Annotated in this window: 20 protein-coding genes; 14 read left to right on the forward strand and 6 right to left on the reverse strand. The window is 72.0% G+C overall.

The window, feature by feature from the left end; genetic code table 11:
- Positions 1–27: 27 nt before the first annotated feature.
- Positions 28–366, forward strand: coding sequence for a histidine triad nucleotide-binding protein (locus ACILRH_RS09755; protein ID WP_395692804.1), 339 nt, complete (start codon positions 28–30; stop codon positions 364–366).
- Positions 363–1,577, forward strand: a complete 1,215-nt coding sequence (locus ACILRH_RS09760; RefSeq protein WP_395692805.1) for a hypothetical protein — start codon at positions 363–365, stop codon at positions 1,575–1,577. Before ACILRH_RS09755 ends, ACILRH_RS09760 begins: the two co-directional genes overlap by 4 nt.
- Positions 1,578–1,667: 90 nt before the next feature.
- On the opposite strand, the gene ACILRH_RS09765 is transcribed toward ACILRH_RS09760, so the two are convergent.
- Entirely contained in the window at positions 1,668–1,928 is a 261-nt protein-coding gene (locus ACILRH_RS09765; RefSeq protein ID WP_395692807.1) for a hypothetical protein, read from the reverse strand.
- A gap of 117 nt (positions 1,929–2,045) precedes the next feature.
- Here ACILRH_RS09765 and ACILRH_RS09770 point away from each other — a divergent pair, with 117 nt between their 5' ends.
- The 11 genes from ACILRH_RS09770 (at position 2,046) to ACILRH_RS09820 (ending at position 11,417) form a co-directional block, all read left to right on the forward strand.
- Positions 2,046–3,056 (forward strand): PhoH family protein, encoded by a 1,011-nt coding sequence (locus ACILRH_RS09770; protein ID WP_395692808.1) that lies wholly within the window; start codon positions 2,046–2,048, stop codon positions 3,054–3,056.
- 7 nt (positions 3,057–3,063) lie between these two features.
- Positions 3,064–3,525 carry an rRNA maturation RNase YbeY gene (ybeY, locus tag ACILRH_RS09775; RefSeq protein WP_395692810.1) on the forward strand — a complete coding sequence of 154 codons (462 nt, stop codon included), beginning with the start codon at positions 3,064–3,066 and terminating at the stop codon, positions 3,523–3,525.
- Positions 3,522–4,805: a hemolysin family protein gene (locus tag ACILRH_RS09780; protein WP_395692812.1), complete on the forward strand. Its 1,284-nt coding sequence runs from the start codon at positions 3,522–3,524 to the stop codon at positions 4,803–4,805. Before ybeY ends, ACILRH_RS09780 begins: the two co-directional genes overlap by 4 nt.
- Positions 4,798–5,148 carry a cytidine deaminase gene (locus ACILRH_RS09785; RefSeq protein WP_395692814.1) on the forward strand — a complete coding sequence of 117 codons (351 nt, stop codon included), beginning with the start codon at positions 4,798–4,800 and terminating at the stop codon, positions 5,146–5,148. The genes ACILRH_RS09780 and ACILRH_RS09785 overlap by 8 nt, the downstream gene beginning before the upstream one ends.
- Positions 5,149–5,186: 38 nt before the next feature.
- Positions 5,187–5,780: a TMEM175 family protein gene (locus ACILRH_RS09790; RefSeq protein WP_395692816.1), complete on the forward strand. Its 594-nt coding sequence runs from the start codon at positions 5,187–5,189 to the stop codon at positions 5,778–5,780.
- Positions 5,781–5,815: 35 nt separating this feature from the next.
- On the forward strand, positions 5,816–7,186 hold the full coding sequence (locus ACILRH_RS09795) for an FAD-binding oxidoreductase (RefSeq protein WP_395692818.1): 1,371 nt from the start codon (positions 5,816–5,818) through the stop codon (positions 7,184–7,186).
- A gap of 2 nt (positions 7,187–7,188) precedes the next feature.
- On the forward strand, positions 7,189–8,451 hold the full coding sequence (locus tag ACILRH_RS09800) for a class I SAM-dependent methyltransferase (protein ID WP_395692820.1): 1,263 nt from the start codon (positions 7,189–7,191) through the stop codon (positions 8,449–8,451).
- A gap of 139 nt (positions 8,452–8,590) precedes the next feature.
- Complete coding sequence (locus tag ACILRH_RS09805; RefSeq protein ID WP_395692822.1) at positions 8,591–9,358, forward strand: siderophore-interacting protein; 768 nt, start codon at positions 8,591–8,593, stop codon at positions 9,356–9,358.
- Positions 9,355–10,284 carry a GTPase Era gene (gene era, locus ACILRH_RS09810; protein ID WP_395692824.1) on the forward strand — a complete coding sequence of 310 codons (930 nt, stop codon included), beginning with the start codon at positions 9,355–9,357 and terminating at the stop codon, positions 10,282–10,284. Before ACILRH_RS09805 ends, era begins: the two co-directional genes overlap by 4 nt.
- Complete coding sequence (locus ACILRH_RS09815) at positions 10,284–10,667, forward strand: nuclear transport factor 2 family protein (RefSeq protein WP_395692826.1); 384 nt, start codon at positions 10,284–10,286, stop codon at positions 10,665–10,667. Before era ends, ACILRH_RS09815 begins: the two co-directional genes overlap by 1 nt.
- Before the next feature lie 12 nt (positions 10,668–10,679).
- Positions 10,680–11,417: an N-acetyltransferase gene (locus tag ACILRH_RS09820; RefSeq protein ID WP_395692828.1), complete on the forward strand. Its 738-nt coding sequence runs from the start codon at positions 10,680–10,682 to the stop codon at positions 11,415–11,417.
- A gap of 238 nt (positions 11,418–11,655) precedes the next feature.
- Here the strand turns inward: ACILRH_RS09820 and ACILRH_RS09825 are convergent, their stop codons facing one another.
- From ACILRH_RS09825 to ACILRH_RS09845, 5 genes are all read right to left on the reverse strand, one after another.
- Positions 11,656–12,903, reverse strand: coding sequence for an HNH endonuclease signature motif containing protein (locus ACILRH_RS09825; protein ID WP_395692830.1), 1,248 nt, complete (start codon positions 12,901–12,903; stop codon positions 11,656–11,658).
- Between the two features lie 133 nt (positions 12,904–13,036).
- The gene (locus ACILRH_RS09830) at positions 13,037–14,113 is read right to left on the reverse strand and encodes an IS30 family transposase (protein ID WP_407077014.1); all 1,077 of its coding nucleotides are present in this window, start codon (positions 14,111–14,113) and stop codon (positions 13,037–13,039) included.
- Between the two features lie 398 nt (positions 14,114–14,511).
- The gene (locus ACILRH_RS09835) at positions 14,512–15,405 is read right to left on the reverse strand and encodes a zinc-binding alcohol dehydrogenase family protein (RefSeq protein WP_395692834.1); all 894 of its coding nucleotides are present in this window, start codon (positions 15,403–15,405) and stop codon (positions 14,512–14,514) included.
- 22 nt (positions 15,406–15,427) lie between these two features.
- Positions 15,428–16,282: a septum formation family protein gene (locus ACILRH_RS09840; protein WP_395692836.1), complete on the reverse strand. Its 855-nt coding sequence runs from the start codon at positions 16,280–16,282 to the stop codon at positions 15,428–15,430.
- Positions 16,279–17,046 carry a septum formation family protein gene (locus ACILRH_RS09845; protein ID WP_395692837.1) on the reverse strand — a complete coding sequence of 256 codons (768 nt, stop codon included), beginning with the start codon at positions 17,044–17,046 and terminating at the stop codon, positions 16,279–16,281. Before ACILRH_RS09845 ends, ACILRH_RS09840 begins: the two co-directional genes overlap by 4 nt.
- Positions 17,047–17,142: 96 nt before the next feature.
- Here ACILRH_RS09845 and ACILRH_RS09850 point away from each other — a divergent pair, with 96 nt between their 5' ends.
- A complete protein-coding gene (locus ACILRH_RS09850; protein ID WP_395692839.1) occupies positions 17,143–18,369 on the forward strand; it encodes a glucose-1-phosphate adenylyltransferase family protein in 1,227 nt (408 codons plus the stop codon).
- Positions 18,370–18,395: the final 26 nt, after the last annotated feature.

Here is an 18,395-nt window from a genome sequence, read left to right on the forward strand (position 1 = left end):
GACTACGCTCACCCCGGGAGGGGTTTCGTGGAGGACTGCATCTTCTGCAAGATCGTCGCCGGGGAGATCCCCGGCGAGGTCGTGCACGCCACCGAGCGGACGGTCGCGTTCCGCGACCTGAACCCGCAGGCGCCCACGCACGTGCTCGTCGTGCCGCGCCGGCACTTCGCGAACGCCGCCGAGCTCGCGGCCGGCGACCCCGAGGCGTCGGCCGAGCTCCTCACCACGGCGGCCGCGGTCGCCGCCGACGAGGGCCACGACGACTACCGGCTGGTGTTCAACACCGGGGCCGGGGTCGGCCAGACCGTGTTCCACACCCACCTGCACCTGCTCGCCGGGCGCCCGATGACCTGGCCGCCCGGATGAGCCGGCGGCTGCGCCACCTGGCACCGGCGCTCGCCCTGGTGCTCGCCTCGGCCCTGGCCATGGCCGGCTGCGTCCAGGAGGGCCAGGACCGCCGCACGGGCTCGCCGTCGGAGGTGCTCAAGCCCGCCGAGCCGCCGGACGTCGTGGCGAGCCAGCTCGCGAGCATCCCCCAGGGCAGGACCCTGCCGCTGCGCGCCGGTGAGCACCGGATGACGCTCACCATGCCGGAGGCCTACACCCCGTCGCCGCCGACAGAGGGAGGCACCGACGACTACCGATGCTTCCTGCTCGACCCGCACCTGAAGAAGGACGTCTGGCTCACCGGCAGCAACGTGCTGCCCGGCAACCCGCTGGTCGTGCACCACGTCATCTTGTTCCGGGTGCCGCCGGAGAAGGTCGCGGAGGCGCAGGCCAAGGACGCCGGCGAGGACGGCGAGGGGTGGACCTGCTTCGGCGGGACCGGCCTCTCCGGCGACTTCTCCAACGTCGACGACGCCAACTGGCTGGCCGCCTGGGCCCCGGGAGGCGACGAGACCAAGGTGCACGACGGCTACGGGGTCAAGATGGCGAAGGGCTCCCAGATCGTGATGCAGGTGCACTACAACCTGCTCAAGGGGGCGTCGCCCGACGCGTCGAGCACCCAGCTGCGGTGGATGCCGGCCCAGCGCGACCTGACCCCGCTGCACACGGTGCTGCTCCCGGCCCCGGTCGAGCTGCCCTGCCGGCCCGGCCACGACGACGGCCCCCTGTGCGACCGCGACGCCGCGGTGGCCGACGTACTGCACCGGTTCGGCGCCGCCGGCAACACCAACGGGCTGCTGCACCTGCTGTGCGGCACCGAGGTGAAGCCCGGCAACACCCAGACGTGCGACCGGCACATCCCGCGCGGGATGACGATCATCGGCGTGGCCGGCCACATGCACCTGCTCGGGCGCAAGATCAAGATCGAGACGAATCCGGGCACCCCCGAGGCCCGGACGATCCTGGACATCCCGGTGTGGGACTTCGACAACCAGGGCACCAAGCCGATCCCGCCGGTCCACCTGGACCCCCTCGACACGATCCGGATCACCTGCACGCACCAGCAGTGGCTGCGCGACCGGCTGCCGGCGTTCCAGGGCCAGCAGGAGCGCTACGTGATCTGGGGCGAGGGCAGCACCGACGAGATGTGCCTGGGCATCCTGCAGGCCGCGTTCGACGACGGCAGCTAGGTCTCGGTACGCGGCGTCGTGCCTCGGCCGCGGCGGCTACTCGACCTGGCGTCGGGATCCCTGCCTTCGCGAGCTCAGGCCGGGTGACGCTCACAGCAGGTAGAACAGGCGCATCAGCGCGAACACCACCGGCAGCCCGAAGACGACCAGCATCGCCCAGGCGGTGATGCGGTGCACGGGCTTGGTGCTGTCCAGGCGGCCGGCGAAGTCCAGCAGCGCACCGTCCGGCACGTGGTGGCTGAGCCCGAGCTGGCGGGCGTGCTCGGGCAGGTGCTGCCCGGCGAACCAGGACGGCGGCGTGTCGTCGTCGTGGTCGTCGGCGGGGTCCTCCCACTCCTCGACCTCACGCATGGGCTGAACGCTACTCGCCGGCGCATTCTCGGTGGGCCTGCTCAGGCCGCAGCCCGTAGCATGGACGGCACGGAGCACCGCTCGACCGACCTGAAGGAGCAGCCCAGCCGGGCATCCATGACTGACACCAGCCACCACGGGACCCGTGCCGCCAACGCCACCCGCCACACGGTGGTGGTCCCCAACAGCATCAACATGGTCAGCCTCCTCGGGCCCGGCGACGAGCACCTCGGCCTCATCGAGCGTGCCTTCGACGCCGACGTGCACGTGCGCGGCAACCGGATCACCCTGCACGGCGAGCCGGGAGAGGTGGCGCTGGCCGAGCGGCTCCTCGACGAGCTGGTCGCGATCATCCGCACCGGCCAGGGCGTCACCGCCGAGACCGTCGAGCGCGTGCTCGGCATGCTGCGCGCCGAGACGACCGAGCGCCCGGCCGACGTGCTCAGCCTCAACATCCTGAGCAACCGGGGTCGGTCGATCCGGCCCAAGACGCTGAACCAGAAGCGCTACGTCGACTCCATCGACAAGCACACGATCACCTTCGGCATCGGCCCGGCCGGCACCGGCAAGACCTACCTCGCCGTCGCGAAGGCCGTGCAGGCGCTGCAGTCGAAGAACGTGAACCGGATCATCCTCAGCCGTCCGGCGGTGGAGGCCGGGGAGCGGCTCGGGTTCCTGCCCGGCACGCTGACCGAGAAGATCGACCCCTACCTGCGGCCGTTGTACGACGCCCTGCACGACATGCTGGACCCCGAGACGATCCCCAAGCTCCTCGCCGCGGGCACCATCGAGGTCGCTCCGCTGGCGTTCCTGCGGGGCCGGTCGCTCAACGACTCCTTCATCATCCTCGACGAGGCGCAGAACACCACGCCGGAGCAGATGAAGATGTTCCTCACCCGACTGGGCTTCGGGTCCAAGATCGTCGTCACCGGCGACGTCACCCAGACCGACCTCCCGAGCGGCCAGAAGTCCGGACTGCGTGCGGTCGAGGGCATCCTGGACGACATCGACGACATCTCCTTCAACCGGCTGACCAGCCACGACGTCGTGCGCCACAAGCTGGTCGGCAAGATCGTGGCCGCCTACGACGAGCACGACGCGCGCTCGGGGCTCACGAGCACGCGGTGACACGGCGATGACGATCGAGATCCTCAACGAGTCCGGCCGCGAGCTGGACGAGCGGCGACTGGCCGCCCTGAGCCGGTTCGTCCTGGACCGGATGCGGGTGCACCCTCTCGCCGAGCTGTGCATCAAGGCCGTCGACGAGCCGACCATCGCCGAGCTCAACCAGCGCTGGATGGAGAAGGAGGGGCCGACCGACGTCCTGGCCTTCCCCATGGACGAGCTGCGGCCCGGCCTGGTCGACGAGGACCCCGAGGAGGGCGTGCTGGGCGACCTGGTGCTCTGCCCCGACGTCGCGGCCCGCCAGGGCGAGGCGGCCGGCCACGGGACCGAGGCGGAGGTGGAGCTGCTGACGGTGCACGGGATCCTCCACCTGCTCGGCTACGACCACGCCGAGCCCGAGGAGCACCGCGTGATGTTCGGGCTGCAGGACGAGCTGCTGGCCGCCTGGCGGGCCGAGAAGCCCCTCCGGTGAATGCCTGGCTGCTGCTCGCCGCGGCGGCCCTCGTCGTCCTGGCGGGCCTCTTCTCCGCGGCCGACGCCGCGCTGTCGTCGTTCTCCCGGGCACGGGCCGAGGAGCTGCGGGCGGAGGGCCGCGCCGGTGCCACCCGGCTGGTCGTGCTGCTGGACGACCTGCCGCGCTACCTCAACACCGCGCTCCTGCTGCGGCTGCTGTGCGAGATCTCCGCGATCGTGCTGGTGACCCTGGAGCTGCAGACGGCGTACGACGCCTGGGGCCCGACCGTGCTGACCACGATCGGCGTGATGCTGGTGGTCTCCTTCGTGGCGATCGGCGTCGCGCCCCGGACGCTGGGCCGCCAGCACGCCGACCGGGTCGCGCTCGCCTCGGCGGCGCCCGTCGCGGCCGTCACGGCCGTGCTCGGCCCGATCCCGCGGCTGCTGATCCTGGTCGGCAACGCGCTCACCCCGGGCAAGGGCTTCCGGGAGGGCCCGTTCTCCACCGAGACCGAGCTGCGCGAGCTGGTCGACCTCGCCGAGGCGTCCGCGGTCATCGAGTCCGGTGAGCGCAAGATGATCCACTCCGTCTTCGAGCTCGGTGACACGACGGCGCGCGAGGTGATGGTCCCGCGCAACGACGTCGTGTTCATCGAGCGCTACAAGAACCTGCGCCAGACGCTGTCGCTCTTCCTGCGCAGCGGGTTCTCCCGGGTTCCGGTGATCGGCGAGAACCTCGACGAGGTCGTCGGCATCGCCTACCTCAAGGACATCGTGCGCCGTGACTTCGAGGCGCCGGACGTCGAGTTCACCCAGCGCATCGAGGAGGTCATGCGGCCCGCGCACTTCGTGCCGGACTCCAAGCCGGTCGACGCGCTGCTCTCGGAGATGCAGGCGATGCGCCAGCACATCGCCGTCGTCGTCGACGAGTACGGCGGCACGGCCGGCCTCGTCACGATCGAGGACGTACTGGAGGAGATCGTCGGCGAGATCACGGACGAGTACGACGCGGAGACGGTCGACGTCGAGCACCTCGGCGACGGCTCGGTGCGCGTGTCCTCCCGCTACCCCGTCGACGACCTCGAGGAGCTCTTCGGCTTCGACGTCGAGGAGGAGGACGTCGACAGCGTGGGCGGCCTGATGGCCAAGCACCTGGGTCTGGTGCCGATCCCGGGGTCGACCGTCGAGGCGCACGGGCTGCGGTTCGAGGCCGAGGCGGCCTCCGGGCGGCGGAACAAGATCGGCACGGTGCGGATCGCGACGGTCACGCCCGACGAGGAGGAGCACGACGATGACTGAGACCCCCGAGCTGAGCGCCGAGGACGCCAAGCTCGTGACGCTGGCCCGGGCGACCCGGGCGCGGACGCGCGCGGCGGAGGGCGCCGCGGTCCGCGACGCCGACGGGCGCACGTACGCTGCCGCGACGGTCGACCTGCCGTCCCTCCAGGTCTCGGCGCTCGGGGTGTGCGTGGCGATGGCCGTCGCGTCCGGCGCCCGTGGCCTGGAGGCCGCGGTCCTGCTCACCGACGCCGGGGCGGTCGCCGACGCGGACCTGGCCGCCCTGCGCGACCTCGGCGGCCGCGGGGTCGTCGTCCACCGCGGCGACGGCCGCGGCACGGTCGTGGACACCCGCGCCACCTGACGCTCGCCACCGCAGGAGGGCTGCGGCAGGATGCCGCCATGCCGACCAGCAGGCTCGAGGCGTTCAGCGACGGCGTCCTGGCCATCATCATCACGATCATGGTGCTCGAGCTGCGACCGCCCGAGGGCCCGTCGCTCGAGGACCTCGGCGACGTCAGCACCGGTTTCCTCACCTACCTGCTGAGCTTCGTCTACATCGGCATCTACTGGAGCAACCACCACCACATGTTCCAGCTGGTCCACCGCGTCAACGGCGCGGTCCTGTGGGCCAACCTGAACCTGCTGTTCTGGCTCTCGCTCTACCCGTTCACGACGGCGTGGATGGACGAGACCGGCCTGGCCCGGACGCCGGTCGTGGTCTACGGCGTCAACCTGCTCGCCGCCGGGGCGGCCTACTACGTCCTGGAGCTGACCATCCTGCGGGCCGAGGGGGAGGACGGGGTGCTGCGCGAGGCGCTCGGCCGCGACCTCAAGGCGAAGGCCTCGATCGCGATCTACCTGCTCGGCATCGCGCTCGCGCTGTGGTTCGCCGAGTGGGCCGCGATCGTCTGCTACGCCGCGGTGGCCGCGATGTGGCTGGTGCCCGACCGGCGGATGGAGTCCTTCGTCGCCGAGCACGGCACGGGGGTCTGAGGACACCGGGCTCCGTGACGAGTAAGTTGCCGTCCGTGGATCTGCGAGGCTGGGGAGCGCACGGAGCGGCCGTCGAGCGGCTGCGGGCGTCGTACGCCGCGATCCCGGCCGGCGCGCCGGTCCGGCTGGCCAAGAAGACCTCGAACCTGTTCCGGCCGCGCGCCGCCACCAGCGCTCCTGGTCTGGACGTCTCGGGGCTCGACGGCGTGATCGCGATCGACCCGGTCGCGCGGACCGCCGACGTCCAAGGGATGTGCACCTACGAGGACCTCGTCGACGCGACGCTCCCGCACGGGCTCATCCCCTACGTCGTCCCCCAGCTGCGCACGATCACCCTGGGCGGCGCCGTGACCGGCCTCGGCATCGAGTCGACCAGCTTCCGCAACGGCCTGCCGCACGAGTCCGTGCTCGAGATGGACGTGTTCACCGGAGCGGGGGAGGTCGTCACGTGCAGCCCCGGCCCCGACGGCGAGCACAGCGACCTGTTCGACGCGTTCCCGAACTCCTACGGCTCGCTGGGCTACGCGACCCGGTTGCGGATCGCGCTGGAGCCGGTGCCGGGCCACGTCGCACTGCGGCACGTGCGGTTCGACGACCTGGGGCTGCTGTCGAAGACGATCGCCGAGATCGCCGAGACCTCGCTGTACGACGGCGAGCGGGTCGACGCGTTCGACGGCGTCGCCTTCGAGCCGGGGGAGTACTACCTCTCGCTCGCGCGCTGGTCCGACGAGGGTGGGCCGACCAGCGACTACACCGGCATGGACATCTACTACCGCAGCATCCAGGGCCGGGAGACCGACCTGCTCACGATGTACGACTACCTGTGGCGCTGGGACACGGACTGGTTCTGGTGCTCGGGCGCGTTCGGGGTGCAGAACCCGCGGGTGCGGCGGCTGTGGCCCAAGCGCTGGCGGCGCTCGGACGTCTACCACAAGCTCATCGGCCTGGACCGCAGGATCGGGTTCGCCGACTGGCTCGACCGGCGCCAGGGCAAGCCGCTGCGCGAGCGGGTCATCCAGGACATCGAGGTGCCCGTCGAGCGACTGCCCGACTTCCTGGAGTGGTTCGACGAAGCGGTCGGCATGCGCCCGGTGTGGCTCTGCCCGTGCAAGGCGCTGCGCGACTGGCCGACGTACCCGCTCGAGAAGGACCATCTGTACGTGAACGCCGGGTTCTGGGGCACCGTGCACGTGGGCCCGGACGCCCTCGACGGACCGCGCAACCGCGCGATCGAGGCCACGGTGCACGAGCTCGGCGGGCACAAGTCGCTCTACAGCGAGGCGTTCTACGACCGCGACACCTTCGACGATCTCTACGACGGCGCCAACCTCGCCGCCGTGAAGGGGCGCTACGACCCCGAGGACCGGCTGACCAGCCTCTACGACAAGGCGGTGAAGAGACAGTGACGATGACCATCGCGCAGGCCTTCGACATGCTCCTGGTGGAGCCGCTGCCGTTGCGCTTCACGGCGTACGACGGCAGTGCGAGCGGTCCGGAGGACGCGCCGTTCCAGTTCCACCTGCGCACCCCGCGCGGGTTGTCCTACCTACTGACGGCACCGGGTGACCTCGGCCTGGCCCGTGCCTACATCTCCGGTGACCTCGAGATCGAGGGCGTGCACCCCGGCGACCCCTACGAGGCGATGCGGCTGCTGCAGAAGGGCCTGAAGCTGCGCCGCCCGTCGGCCGCCGAGGCGATCGACATGCTGCGCTCCGTCGGCCTCTCCACCCTGCGGCCGCCCGCCCCGCCGCCCCAGGAGGCGCTGCCGCGGTGGCGCCGGATGATGGAGGGCCTGCGGCACTCCGAGGGCCGTGACGCCGAAGCCATCCACCACCACTACGACGTCTCCAACACGTTCTACGAGTACGTCCTCGGCCCGTCGATGACCTACACCTGCGCGGTGTTCCCGACCGAGGACGCCTCGCTCGAGGTGGCCCAGGAGACCAAGTACGACCTGGTGGCCCGCAAGCTCGACCTGCAGCCGGGTCAGCGGCTGCTCGACCTGGGCTGCGGGTGGGGCGGCATGGTCCGGCACGCCGCCAAGGAGTACGGCGTCAACGTGATCGGCGTGACGCTCTCGCGCGAGCAGGCGTCGTGGGCTCAGCACCGGATCAAGGAGGAGGGCCTGGACCACCTCGCCGAGGTGCGGTTCATGGACTACCGGCACGTCGAGGAGACCGGCTTCGACGCGATCTCCTCGATCGGCCTGACCGAGCACATCGGCCTGAAGAACTACCCGTCGTACTTCTCGTGGATCCGCGACCACCTCAAGCCGCAGGGCCGGTTGCTCAACCACTGCATCACCCGCAACGACAACACCCAGTCGGCCAGCGCGGGCGCGTTCATCGACCGCTACGTCTTCCCCGACGGCGAGCTCGCCGGGTCGGGCACGATCGTGACGGCCGTCGAGGACTGCGGCCTGGAGGTGCAGCACCAGGAGAACATCCGGGTCCACTACGCCAAGACCCTCGCCGGCTGGTGCCGCAACCTGCAGGAGAACTGGGACGCCTGCGTCGACGAGGTCGGCATCGGGACCGCCAAGGTGTGGGGTCTCTACATGGCCGGCTCGCGGCTGGCGTTCGAGCGCAACGAGATCCAGCTCCACCACGTGCTCGCGACCAAGACCGACGCCAACGGCGCCAGCGGCTACCCGCTGCGGCACACGTTCTGAGCTGCGCACCGCCCGGCCTGAGCTCGCGAAGGCCGGGAGCCCGGTGCCAGGTTGAGGAGCGTCGGCGCGGACGGCGCGGAGCGCTGTACGCGCGACGCGTCTCGAAACCAGTCGATGTCGCGATCGATAGGGTGGCTGGGTGAGCACGAGGGCCCAGCACCACACCGCCGAGGTGCTGCGCCGCGAGCAGCTCTCCGACCACCTGGTGCGCCTGGTGCTCGGCGGGCCCGGGCTGGCGTCGTTCACCTCGACCGGCGTGCCGGACGAGTGGGTCGGGCTGGTCGTGCCCGGGCAGTTCCAGAGCCGCTACTACACGGTGCGGTCGTGGGACGGCCGCGAGCTGGTGCTCGACGTGGTCGTGCACGAGGTCGGCCTGGTGACCGAGTGGGCGCAGCGTGACGTGACCGGCCAGACCGTCACGGTGACCGACCCCAAGGGGTCGTTCGCGATGCCGGCCGGAGCCAGGTGGCTGCTGCTCGTCGGCGACCTCACGGCCCTGCCCGCCATGGCCCGCATCGCGTCGAGCGTGGACGTGCCCACCAGGACCTGGGCCGAGGTGCCCGACGAGCTGACGTCGTACCTCCCCGGTGAGGTGACCTGGCTCGAGCCGCCTGGGCCCGGGCAGAGCCGGCTCGCCGAGGTCGTCGAGGGCATCGAGTGGCCGGCCGGCGACGGGTACTTCTGGATGGCCGGCGAGTCGGCGCAGATGCGTGCCATCCGCAAGCACCTGATGCGGGAGCGGCACCTGCCGTCGGCGGCGTACGACGTGATGGGCTACTGGCGGGGCGTGACGGCTCGCCAGCCGCGCGCGGTGGACCCGGGACCGTTGTGGCGGGCGGGGAAGGCGGCCGGCCGGTCCGACGCTGAGATCTGGGCCGACTACGACGAGGCGGGCGAGCGCGCATGAGCGAGCACAGGAGCGGCTTCGTGTCGTTCGTCGGCCGGCCCAACGCGGGCAAGTCGACGCTGACCAACGCGCTGGTCGGGCAGAAGATCGTGATCACGTCCGACAAGCCGCAGACCACCCGGACCGTGGTGCGCGGGATCGTGCACCGCCCGGACGCCCAGCTGATCCTGGTCGACACCCCGGGGCTGCACCGGCCGCGCACGCTGCTCGGTGAGCGGCTCAACGACCTCGTGACGACCACGCTCGCCGAGGTCGACGTCGTCGCGGTCTGCTTCCCGGCCAACGAGAGGATCGGGCCCGGCGACCGGTTCATCGCGAGCGAGATGGCGAAGGTCAAGCGCACGAAGAAGGTCGCCGTCGCCACCAAGACGGACCTGGCGTCCCCGGAGCGCATCGCTGAGCACCTGCTGGACATCGCCAGGCTCGGCACCGAGATCGGCGTCGAGTGGGCCGAGATCGTGCCGGTCTCGGCGCGGTCGGCCGACGAGCGGCAGAGCCAGGTGAGCCTGCTGCAGGACCTCCTGGTCGCGCTGCTGCCCGAGGGCCCGCCGCTCTACCCCGACGGCGACCTCACCGACGCGCCCGAGGAGGTCCTCGTCGCCGAGCTGGTCCGCGAGGCGGCCCTCGACGGGCTGCGCGACGAGCTCCCGCACTCGGTCGCGGTCGTCGTCGAGGAGATGGGCCTGCGGGAGGGGCGGCCCGAGGACAAGCCGCTGCTCGACGTCCACGCCAACGTCTACGTCGAGCGCGACTCCCAGAAGGGCATCATCATCGGGCCGAAGGGCTCGCGGCTGCGCACGATCGGCACCAACGCCCGCCAGCAGATCCAGGCGCTGCTCGGCACGCCGGTCTACCTCGATCTCCACGTCAAGGTCGCCAAGGACTGGCAGCGGGACCCGCGCCAGCTCAGGAAGCTGGGGTTCTGATGGAGCGTCCCGCACCCGTCGCCGCGTGGCACGAGGTCGCCGCCACCCGCGACTCGGCCCGGCTCGACGCCCTGCTCGCCGACGACGTGACCTTCCGGTCGCCCGCCGTGCACACCCCGCAGGAGGGCAAGGAGCTGACGACGGCGTACCTCACCGCCGCCATGGTCGTGCTCGGCCCGACGCTCACCTACGTCCGAGAGTGGTACGCCGACGACTCGGCCGTGCTGGAGTTCCGCGCTGACCTGGACGGGCTGACCGTGCACGGCATCGACATGCTGACCTGGGGCCCCGACGGCCGGCTGACCGACTTCACCGTGATGGTGCGGCCGTTCAAGGGCCTGCAGAAGCTGATCGAGCTGATGGCCGCCGAGCTGTTCGGCTGAACCGGTGTCCCGATGAGCCTCGCGATCTCCGTCCTGGCCGATCGGCCGGAGCTCGCCGGCGCCATGTGGGACATGCCGAGCTCGTGGCCGGAGTTCATGCGCCACGACCCGATCGGCGGGCTCTTCTACAACAACGTCGAGTCCCGGTTCGCCGACTTCGTCCTCGTCGCCCAGGACGACGCGGGCGAGGTGGTCGCCGTGGCCTACTCGATCCCGTTCGTCCGCGGCGGCGACGCCCTCCCGGTCCACGGCTGGGACTTCGTGATCCGCAACGGGGTGCTCGCGAACGTCCGCGGGGCGACGCCCGACGCGCTGTCCGCGGTCGAGATCTCCGTGCGTCCCGACCGGCAGGGTGCCGGCCTCTCCCGGCAGGTGCTCGACGCGATGCGGGCCAACGCCGCCCGCCACGGCTTCGCCGAGCTCGTCGCACCGGTCCGTCCGAACGGCAAGGCCGACCCCCACGAGCCGATGACGTCGTACGCCGCCCGCGTCCGGCCCGACGGGCTCCCGGTCGACCCGTGGCTCCGCGTGCACGTCCGGGCCGGCGGCCGCATCGAGGGGGTGGCACCCCGCTCGATGGTCGTCCCCGGCACGCTCGAGGAGTGGCGCGAGTGGACCGGGCTGCCCTTCGACCGGTCCGGCCCGGTGCACGTGCCCGGCGCCCTGGCTCCCGTGCACTGCGACCTCGAGCACGGCGTCGCGACGTACGTCGAGCCCAACGTCTGGGTGGTGCACCGGACCGGTCGCTGACCGCCGCGGCGAGGGGAGTTTCACTACGGGATGCAGGTGAAGCTGCGCTTCCCACGGCGGGCAGACGATGGGAAGTGCAGGCTTGCCGACAGACCGTGATGAACCTGCGGCGGCCGATCGGCTCGCGGTCCGCTGGGGTCGACCGTCGTGGTCACCGCTCCAAGAACAGCCAGGGTCCGCGTCCGGACATGACTGTGGCCCCGCCGTGGCCGTCTGTGGGTGTCGGGCGGGGTCCGGGTCAGGCGGTATGTCGTGCCGGTGGTTCGGTTGGCGGTTCGGTGACGACGCTGCTGACGTAGACCCGGCCCTGGGGGCTGGTCCACACGTGCCCGACTCCGGGGATCCGGGTGTAGGTCCAGGGCGTGTGGGTCTTGAGGCGGTGGTGGGTGCGGCACAGCGCGGAGAGGTTGGATGACCGGGTCTTGCCTGTGGGCCACTCGACGATGTGGTCGGCGTCGCCGTCCCTGGCGGGGCGGGTGCAGTCGGGGAAGCAGCACTGCCGGTCACGGAGGCGGACCTGTTCGCTCATGGCGTCGGTGGGCCGGTAGCAGTCGGTGGCCAGCTCTTCGCCGAGGTCGACGACCGGCCGGATCGTGACCTTGGTGCCGGCCCGGGTGCACCAGTCCCGCAGGTGCTCGACGGTGACGGTGGAGCGGGTGTTGTCGACGTCCACGGTTGCCTGCTCGGCCCGGAGGTGGGCGTACACCACCACCGCCCGGGACTGCCCACCGTCACTGGCGCCGTCGCTGGTGCCGAGCAGCCCGGCGGCCATGGAGCGGCGCACGTCGAGGGGGAGCTGGGGGTCCAGCGTCTTGGCCTTGGCGGCGATGGCCTCTTCGAGGGCGAGGGCGTCGGCGAGGTCGAGGTCGGCGTCGACGTGGACGAGTCCGTCGGAGGAGACCTGGCGCAGGTTGATGTCGAAGTGTCGGTTCTCCAGCGCCTCGACTCGGGCGGCCTCGGCAGCCTCGGGGTCGTGCTCGGCGCGGGCCTTGGCGACCTGGCGGTCGATCTCGGCGAACGAGCACCGGTGTGCGCACCACGCCAACCGCGCGTCGACCGCTGCCGCAGCGTCCATGGGAAGGCTGGTCGTGGCTTGGGCGACCTTGCGGGCCTTCCACACCGCGACCTCCCCGGCCACCACGCGCTTCCAGAGGCGGGGGAGACGGTGCTGGAGCTCGACCGCGTCACCGAGCAGGATCCGGCCGGCATCGGTGGACCGTCCGACCGCGAGCGCGAACTCCGCGACCGCTGCCTCGTCGATCGTGGGGGCGCCGTCGCCGGCGATCTGCAGGTCCCGCATCCCGAACTCGATCGAGGTGTCGACCTGCTCGCCCGGGTGCAGCGCGACCCAGTCGGCGGCGTGGACCAGCACGGTGACCTCGAGGTCCGCGATCGCCTCGGCCGCCATCGACGCCACCGCCAGCACCGACTCCGCCGTCGGCGTGCCGACCGGCGTGTCGGCCGGGGCGCTGGCGGGGGTGGTCATGGGTCTACTCAAGCACCCGCCACCGACAGTCCGACCCGAGAATCCCCATGCTCCACAGGGGTCCTGGTCACGATCGACGAGCCTCTCAGGACCCTCGCGCGAGGTGGTTTCGAGACAGGCGCAGAGGGTGGATTCAACCGGTGAGTGCAGCGCCGGGCTTGTCGTGTTCGGACAGTAGCTGGTCGAGGGCTTCGGCGGGGGTGCGCCATCCGAGGCGTTTGCGGGGGCGGTTGTTCATCTCGATGGCGACTTGCTCGAGGTAGCCCGGCCCCCAGAAGGACAGGTCCGTGCTCTTGGGGAAGTACTGGCGCAGGAGGCCGTTGGTGTTCTCGTTGGAGCCCCGCTGCCAGGGTGAGCCGGGGTCGGCGAAGTAGATGTCCAGGCCGGTCGCGGAGGCGATCTGGGCGTGGTTGGTCATCTCGCTGCCACGGTCCCAGGTCAGGGTCAGGCGCAGTGTCTCGGGCAGCTTGGCCATCTGCTCGCACATCGCCGCGGCGACCGTGGGGGCGGTGTGGTCGCCGGGTAGGTGGAGCAGACACAAGAACCCGGTGGCGCGTTCGACGAGGGTCCCGATCGCCGAGGCATTGCCGGCACCCATGATCAGGTCGCCCTCCCAGTGACCGGGCACGGCACGATCCTCCACGCAGGGAGGCCGCTCGCTGATCGAGACCACGTTGCGCAACGGGTGGGTCCTGCCATCGCCACGTGTCCGGGCCTGCGCGCGCGGCTTGCGGACCGCGCGCCCGGTGCGCAGATGCCCGGCCAGGTCCTTGCGCAGCGCCCCGCGGCCCTGGACGTAGAGGGAGGTGTAGATCGTCTCGTGGGACACGCGCATCTCCGGGTCGTCGGGGAAGTCCAGCGGCAACCGGTTCGCGATCTGCTCGGGACTCTGCTTCAGCTCCAGCCGCCTTTCTACCTCAGCGCGCAGGCGGCTGTTCACCGCCAGCTTCGCGGGCTTGGCCTGCGCGGCACGGGTCCGCTTGTCGGACTCTGCCTGGGCGGTGGTGGCCCGGTACTGGCCACCGGTGGTGTTGCGTGCCAGCTCGCGGCTGATCGTCGACTTGTCGAAACCGATCGCCGTGGCGATCACGGTCATCGATTTACCCAGGCGCTTGAGGTGAGCGATCTCCTCGCGGTCGGCCTGAGTCAACCGACGACCGTGCCCGGTCTTCGAGGACGATAGCTGCTCGCGGTCCGTTCGAGGGGGCATCACGCCTCCCGATGCTGCGAACCACCGGTAGCCCACAGGTCGTGACACGCCGACAGCAAGCGCCGCGTTCTCGGTCGACAACCCGGCAGCGATCTGCTTCCAGAACTCCCTCTGCTTCTCACGCGGCCAAGGAGGACGACCCATCAAGAACACCTCGATCAGATCAAGGCGTTGCACTCCCGCCTGAGCTCAAGGAGCGCCTTCCTCAACCACCGAACCCCGCGGGGAGCCGGGAAGCAGCCGCAACCCGGCGCCCGCCTTACCCGCGTAGCCAGCCCGACGGTCGCAACCCCAGCAGACCCGCAGGGTGAAGGCATCAGCCCGGGTGCGGGGGTCTCGACAAGCTCGACCACCGGGACGACAGGCGCAGAGCGCCTTCCTCGACCATCGGGGTCCGGCTACGGGACCAGCGCGAGCTTGCCGCCGGGGTGGCCGGAGCGGATGAGGTCGATGGCGGCGGGGGCGTCGGCGAGGGGGAACGTGCGGGCGACGGGGACCTCGAGGCGACCGGCGGCGGCGAGGGCGACCAGCGCCGGCCGGACCGCGTCGCGGTAGGCCTGCGAGGCGGGCATCGCGCCGGCGATCGCGCGGAAGCCGTCGGCCTCGGCGCGCGGTGCCGCCGCGATGGTGACGATGCGGGAGCGGTCGGCGACCAGCGCGAGCGAGGTCGAGACCGCCTCCTCGGTGCCGACGCAGTCCAGTGCGGCCGCGACGGCCCACGGGGCCAGGCGCGAGCGCAGGCCGTCGCCGTGGGCGACGGGCGACCCACCGTACCGCCGCACGACGTCGAAGCGCCCCGGGCTCGCGGTCCCCACCACCTGCACGCCGAGCTCGGCGGCCTGCTGCAGCACGCTGACCCCGACCGCGCCGGAGGCGCCGTGGACCAGCACCGTCTCCCCGGCCGCGGCGCCCACCACGTGCAGCATCTCCGCGGCGGTGCAGCCGGCGAGCAGCAGGTTCGCGGCCTGCGGGAAGGACAGGGTCGCCGGCTTGGCGAACACGTCCCGCGCCGGCACGGTGACCGCGGACGCCCAGCCGCCCGACACCCGGAACGCGAGCACCTCCTCGCCGACCGAGAAGGGCGCGTCCGTGCCCACCGCCGACACGACGCCCGCGACCTCGTAGCCGACCGGGACCGGGAACGACGAGGCCCGCTGCGGGTGCTTGACGTCGGCCGGGTTCACGCCCGCGGCCCGGACGTCGATCGTCACCTCGCCCGGTGCGGGAGGTGGCGCCTGCCACGGCTCGAGCTCGAAGCTCGACGGACCCGTCGCCACCCAGCGCTGCGCCATGCTTCGACCGTAGCGGCCGTGCTCAGTCCGGCGCCCAGCAGCGGCCGAAGGTCTGACCGGTGGCCCACTGCTCGGCCGTCGGCCACTCGTACCCCCACTGGTAGTCCAGGGAGTCCGAGGCCGCGGCCGCACCCGCGTCCTGGCAGGGCGTCTGCCCGGCGGCCTTGACCTTCGCGACGCCGGGATAGCTCCCACCGACGAACGGGACCACGGCGACCGCGCGCCACGAGTGGTCGGCGGTGCAGATGACCCGCTCGAAGTGCGCGGTCCCCGGCTGGGCCGTGCCGCACATCCCGTAGCGGTCCCGGCCCTCCTCGCTGTCCAGCGCTCCCTGGACCGCGGTGGTCAGCGGCGCCAGCTCCTCGTCGGCGGCGATCGCCACCGCGTCGCAGCGGTACCAGTCCGCGCCGGCGTCGGACTCCTCGACCGTGGGCGTGAACCACACCGGCCGCAGCATGCTGAGCCGCCGGTCCTCCTCGGTGCCGCCGACGACGCGCGCGAACTTCTCCGGGCAGGTCTTCGCTACCTCGGCCTGCACCCGGTCCGAGTCGACGGCGAGGAGGTGTCCGTCGACGAGGTCGTCGACGGTGCCGACGGCGTACGTCGCAGCGGTGTGGGTGTCCTTGCACGACACGTGCCGCGCCGAGGTGGTGGGCGCGATCGCCTCGGCGTAGGTGAGGTCGTAGCACGCGCGCTCGCGCGGGGGGCGGGGGACCGTGGCGGTCGGCGGCGCGGACGGTGAGGGCGTGGTGGTGCTCGGCGAGGTGGACGTCGCGCCGGCGGACGGCTCGTCGCTCCCCCCGCTGCAGCCGGCCAGCACCGGACCGAGGACCGCGGCGACGACGACCGCGACGACGGTCGCGGCGGGCCGCCTCACCGGTCCGTCCTCGCCCAGCACACCGAGCGCCGGTTGCCGGCGTCCCACTCGGCCTGGTGGAACCACGTGTACCCGTAGTCGTAGTCCACGGGGTAGTTCAACCACGCGCCGACCGACTTGGAGCAGAAGTCGCGCGTCGTCACCTCGACGACCCGGTCCCCGGGGTAGGGGTCGCCCTCGTCACCGAGCGAGATCGTCGTCACGGCGCGCCACTGGTGCGGTTGCGAGCAGGGGACCTTCACCGAGCCGGCGACCGTGGGCCCGTCGGCGCACACCAGCCAGGCGTCCTTGGGCCGCCCCAGCAGCAGGCCCTTGGCGGTCGTGGGCAGGTCGACGTACTCCTTGCTCTGCTCGCCACCGCCGACGACGTCGCAGCGGTACCACCGCGCGCCCTCGTCCCAGGCCGCCTTCGACGGGCGGAACCACGCCCAGCTCACGACCGTGCGCATCACCAGGCTCTCGTCCGCCCCGAGGAAGTCCGCGAAGGCCGCCGAGCAGGTCTCGTACGCCCAGGCCCCGACGTCGCGGTCGTCGCGGTCGGCGTCGTCGAACCGGTCCGGCAGCTCACCGACCGCGTAGGTCTCGGCGGTGTGGTCCGCGGTGCAGTCCACGACGTCGCTGTCGTTGGAGTCCTGGGCGACGTCGGCGGGCTCGAGCACCCGGCAGGCACCCAGGGCAGGGGCCTGGACGTCGGTGGGGGCCGGGTCGTCGCCGCAGCCGCCGAGCAGGAGCGTCGCCACGACCGCGAGTACGACGAGGCGCACGCTGTCCCCTCCCTGGTCGGCCACTCCGCGGTGCGGTCGGCGCGATCGTACCGCCGCCGGGTGTGGAGCCCTGCCCGGCGGGGCACCGTGCCCGCCATGGTCCGTCCCCACGTGCTCGCCGTCGTCCAGGCCGGGGGGTCGGGTGGCCGCATGGACGTCCTGACCCGGGAGCGGGCCAAGCCGACGCTCCCGTTCGCCGGCGTCTTCCGGTTGCTCGACGTCCCGCTGTCCAACCTGGCCAACAGCGGGATCTCCGACGTCTGGCTGTCGGTGCAGTACCAGGGTGCCGCGCTCGAGGAGCAGGTCTCCAACGGCCGCCCCTGGGACCTCGACCGCAACCGGGGCGGGCTGCGGCTGCTGATGCCCGAGCAGGGGACCGGCACAGCCGACGACGAGGGGTTCGCGCACGGCAACGCCGACGAGCTCTACCGGATCCGCGACCAGGTGCTGGCCGACGGCCCGGAGCTGCTCGTGGTCTGCAGCGCCGACCACGTCTACCGCTTCGACGTGAACGAGGCGCTCGAGACCCACCGCCGCGCGGGTGCGGAGTGCACCGTGGTGACCGCCGAGGTGCCGGTCGAGCAGGCCGGCGACCACGCGACCGTCGAGACCGACGCGGATGGTCGGGTGACCGGGTTCGCCTACAAGCCCGACGAGCCGACCACCGGCACCGTGGCGGCCGAGATCTTCGTCTACGACCCCGCGGTCCTGGTCGCCGTCCTCGAGGAGCTGCACCAGGAGCTCGGGGCGGACGCGCCGGCCGGTGACACCGGCCTCGGCGACTACGGCGACCACCTGCTGCCGCACCTGGTGGAGCGGGGGCGGGTCGTCGCGCATCCGATCGGTGGCTACTGGAAGGACCTGGGCCAGCCGCACAAGTACCTCGCCGCGCACCGCGACGTCCTCACCGACGACGTCGGGGTGCTGGGTGACCCGGGGTGGCCGATCGTCGGCAACCACGTCCAGCGTCCGGCGGCCCGGGTGCGCGACGGTGCCCGCGTCGCCGACAGCCTGCTGAGCCCGGGCTCGACCGTGCACGGCACCGTGGAGCGCAGCGTCATCGGGCCCGACGTCGTGGTCCGGCCGGGGGCGGTCGTGCGCGACAGCGTCGTCTTCGAGGCGACCGTGGTGGACGAGGGCGCGGTGGTCGACCGGGCCCTGGTCGACCGCGACTGCGTGGTCGGGGCGGGGGCCCGGGTCGGTTCGCCGGACACCGACCTCGACGACCCCGACGCGATCACGATGGTCGGCCGCGGGTCCCGGGTCGCGCCCGGGGTGGTGGTGCCCGGCGGGTCCCGGCTCGAGCCGGGGACGACGGCGTGATGCTCAGGCCTGAGCTCGGGCCGGTC

Origin of the sequence: Nocardioides sp., from assembly GCF_044226765.1 — a bacterium.
GTDB lineage: Bacteria > Actinomycetota > Actinomycetes > Propionibacteriales > Nocardioidaceae > Nocardioides.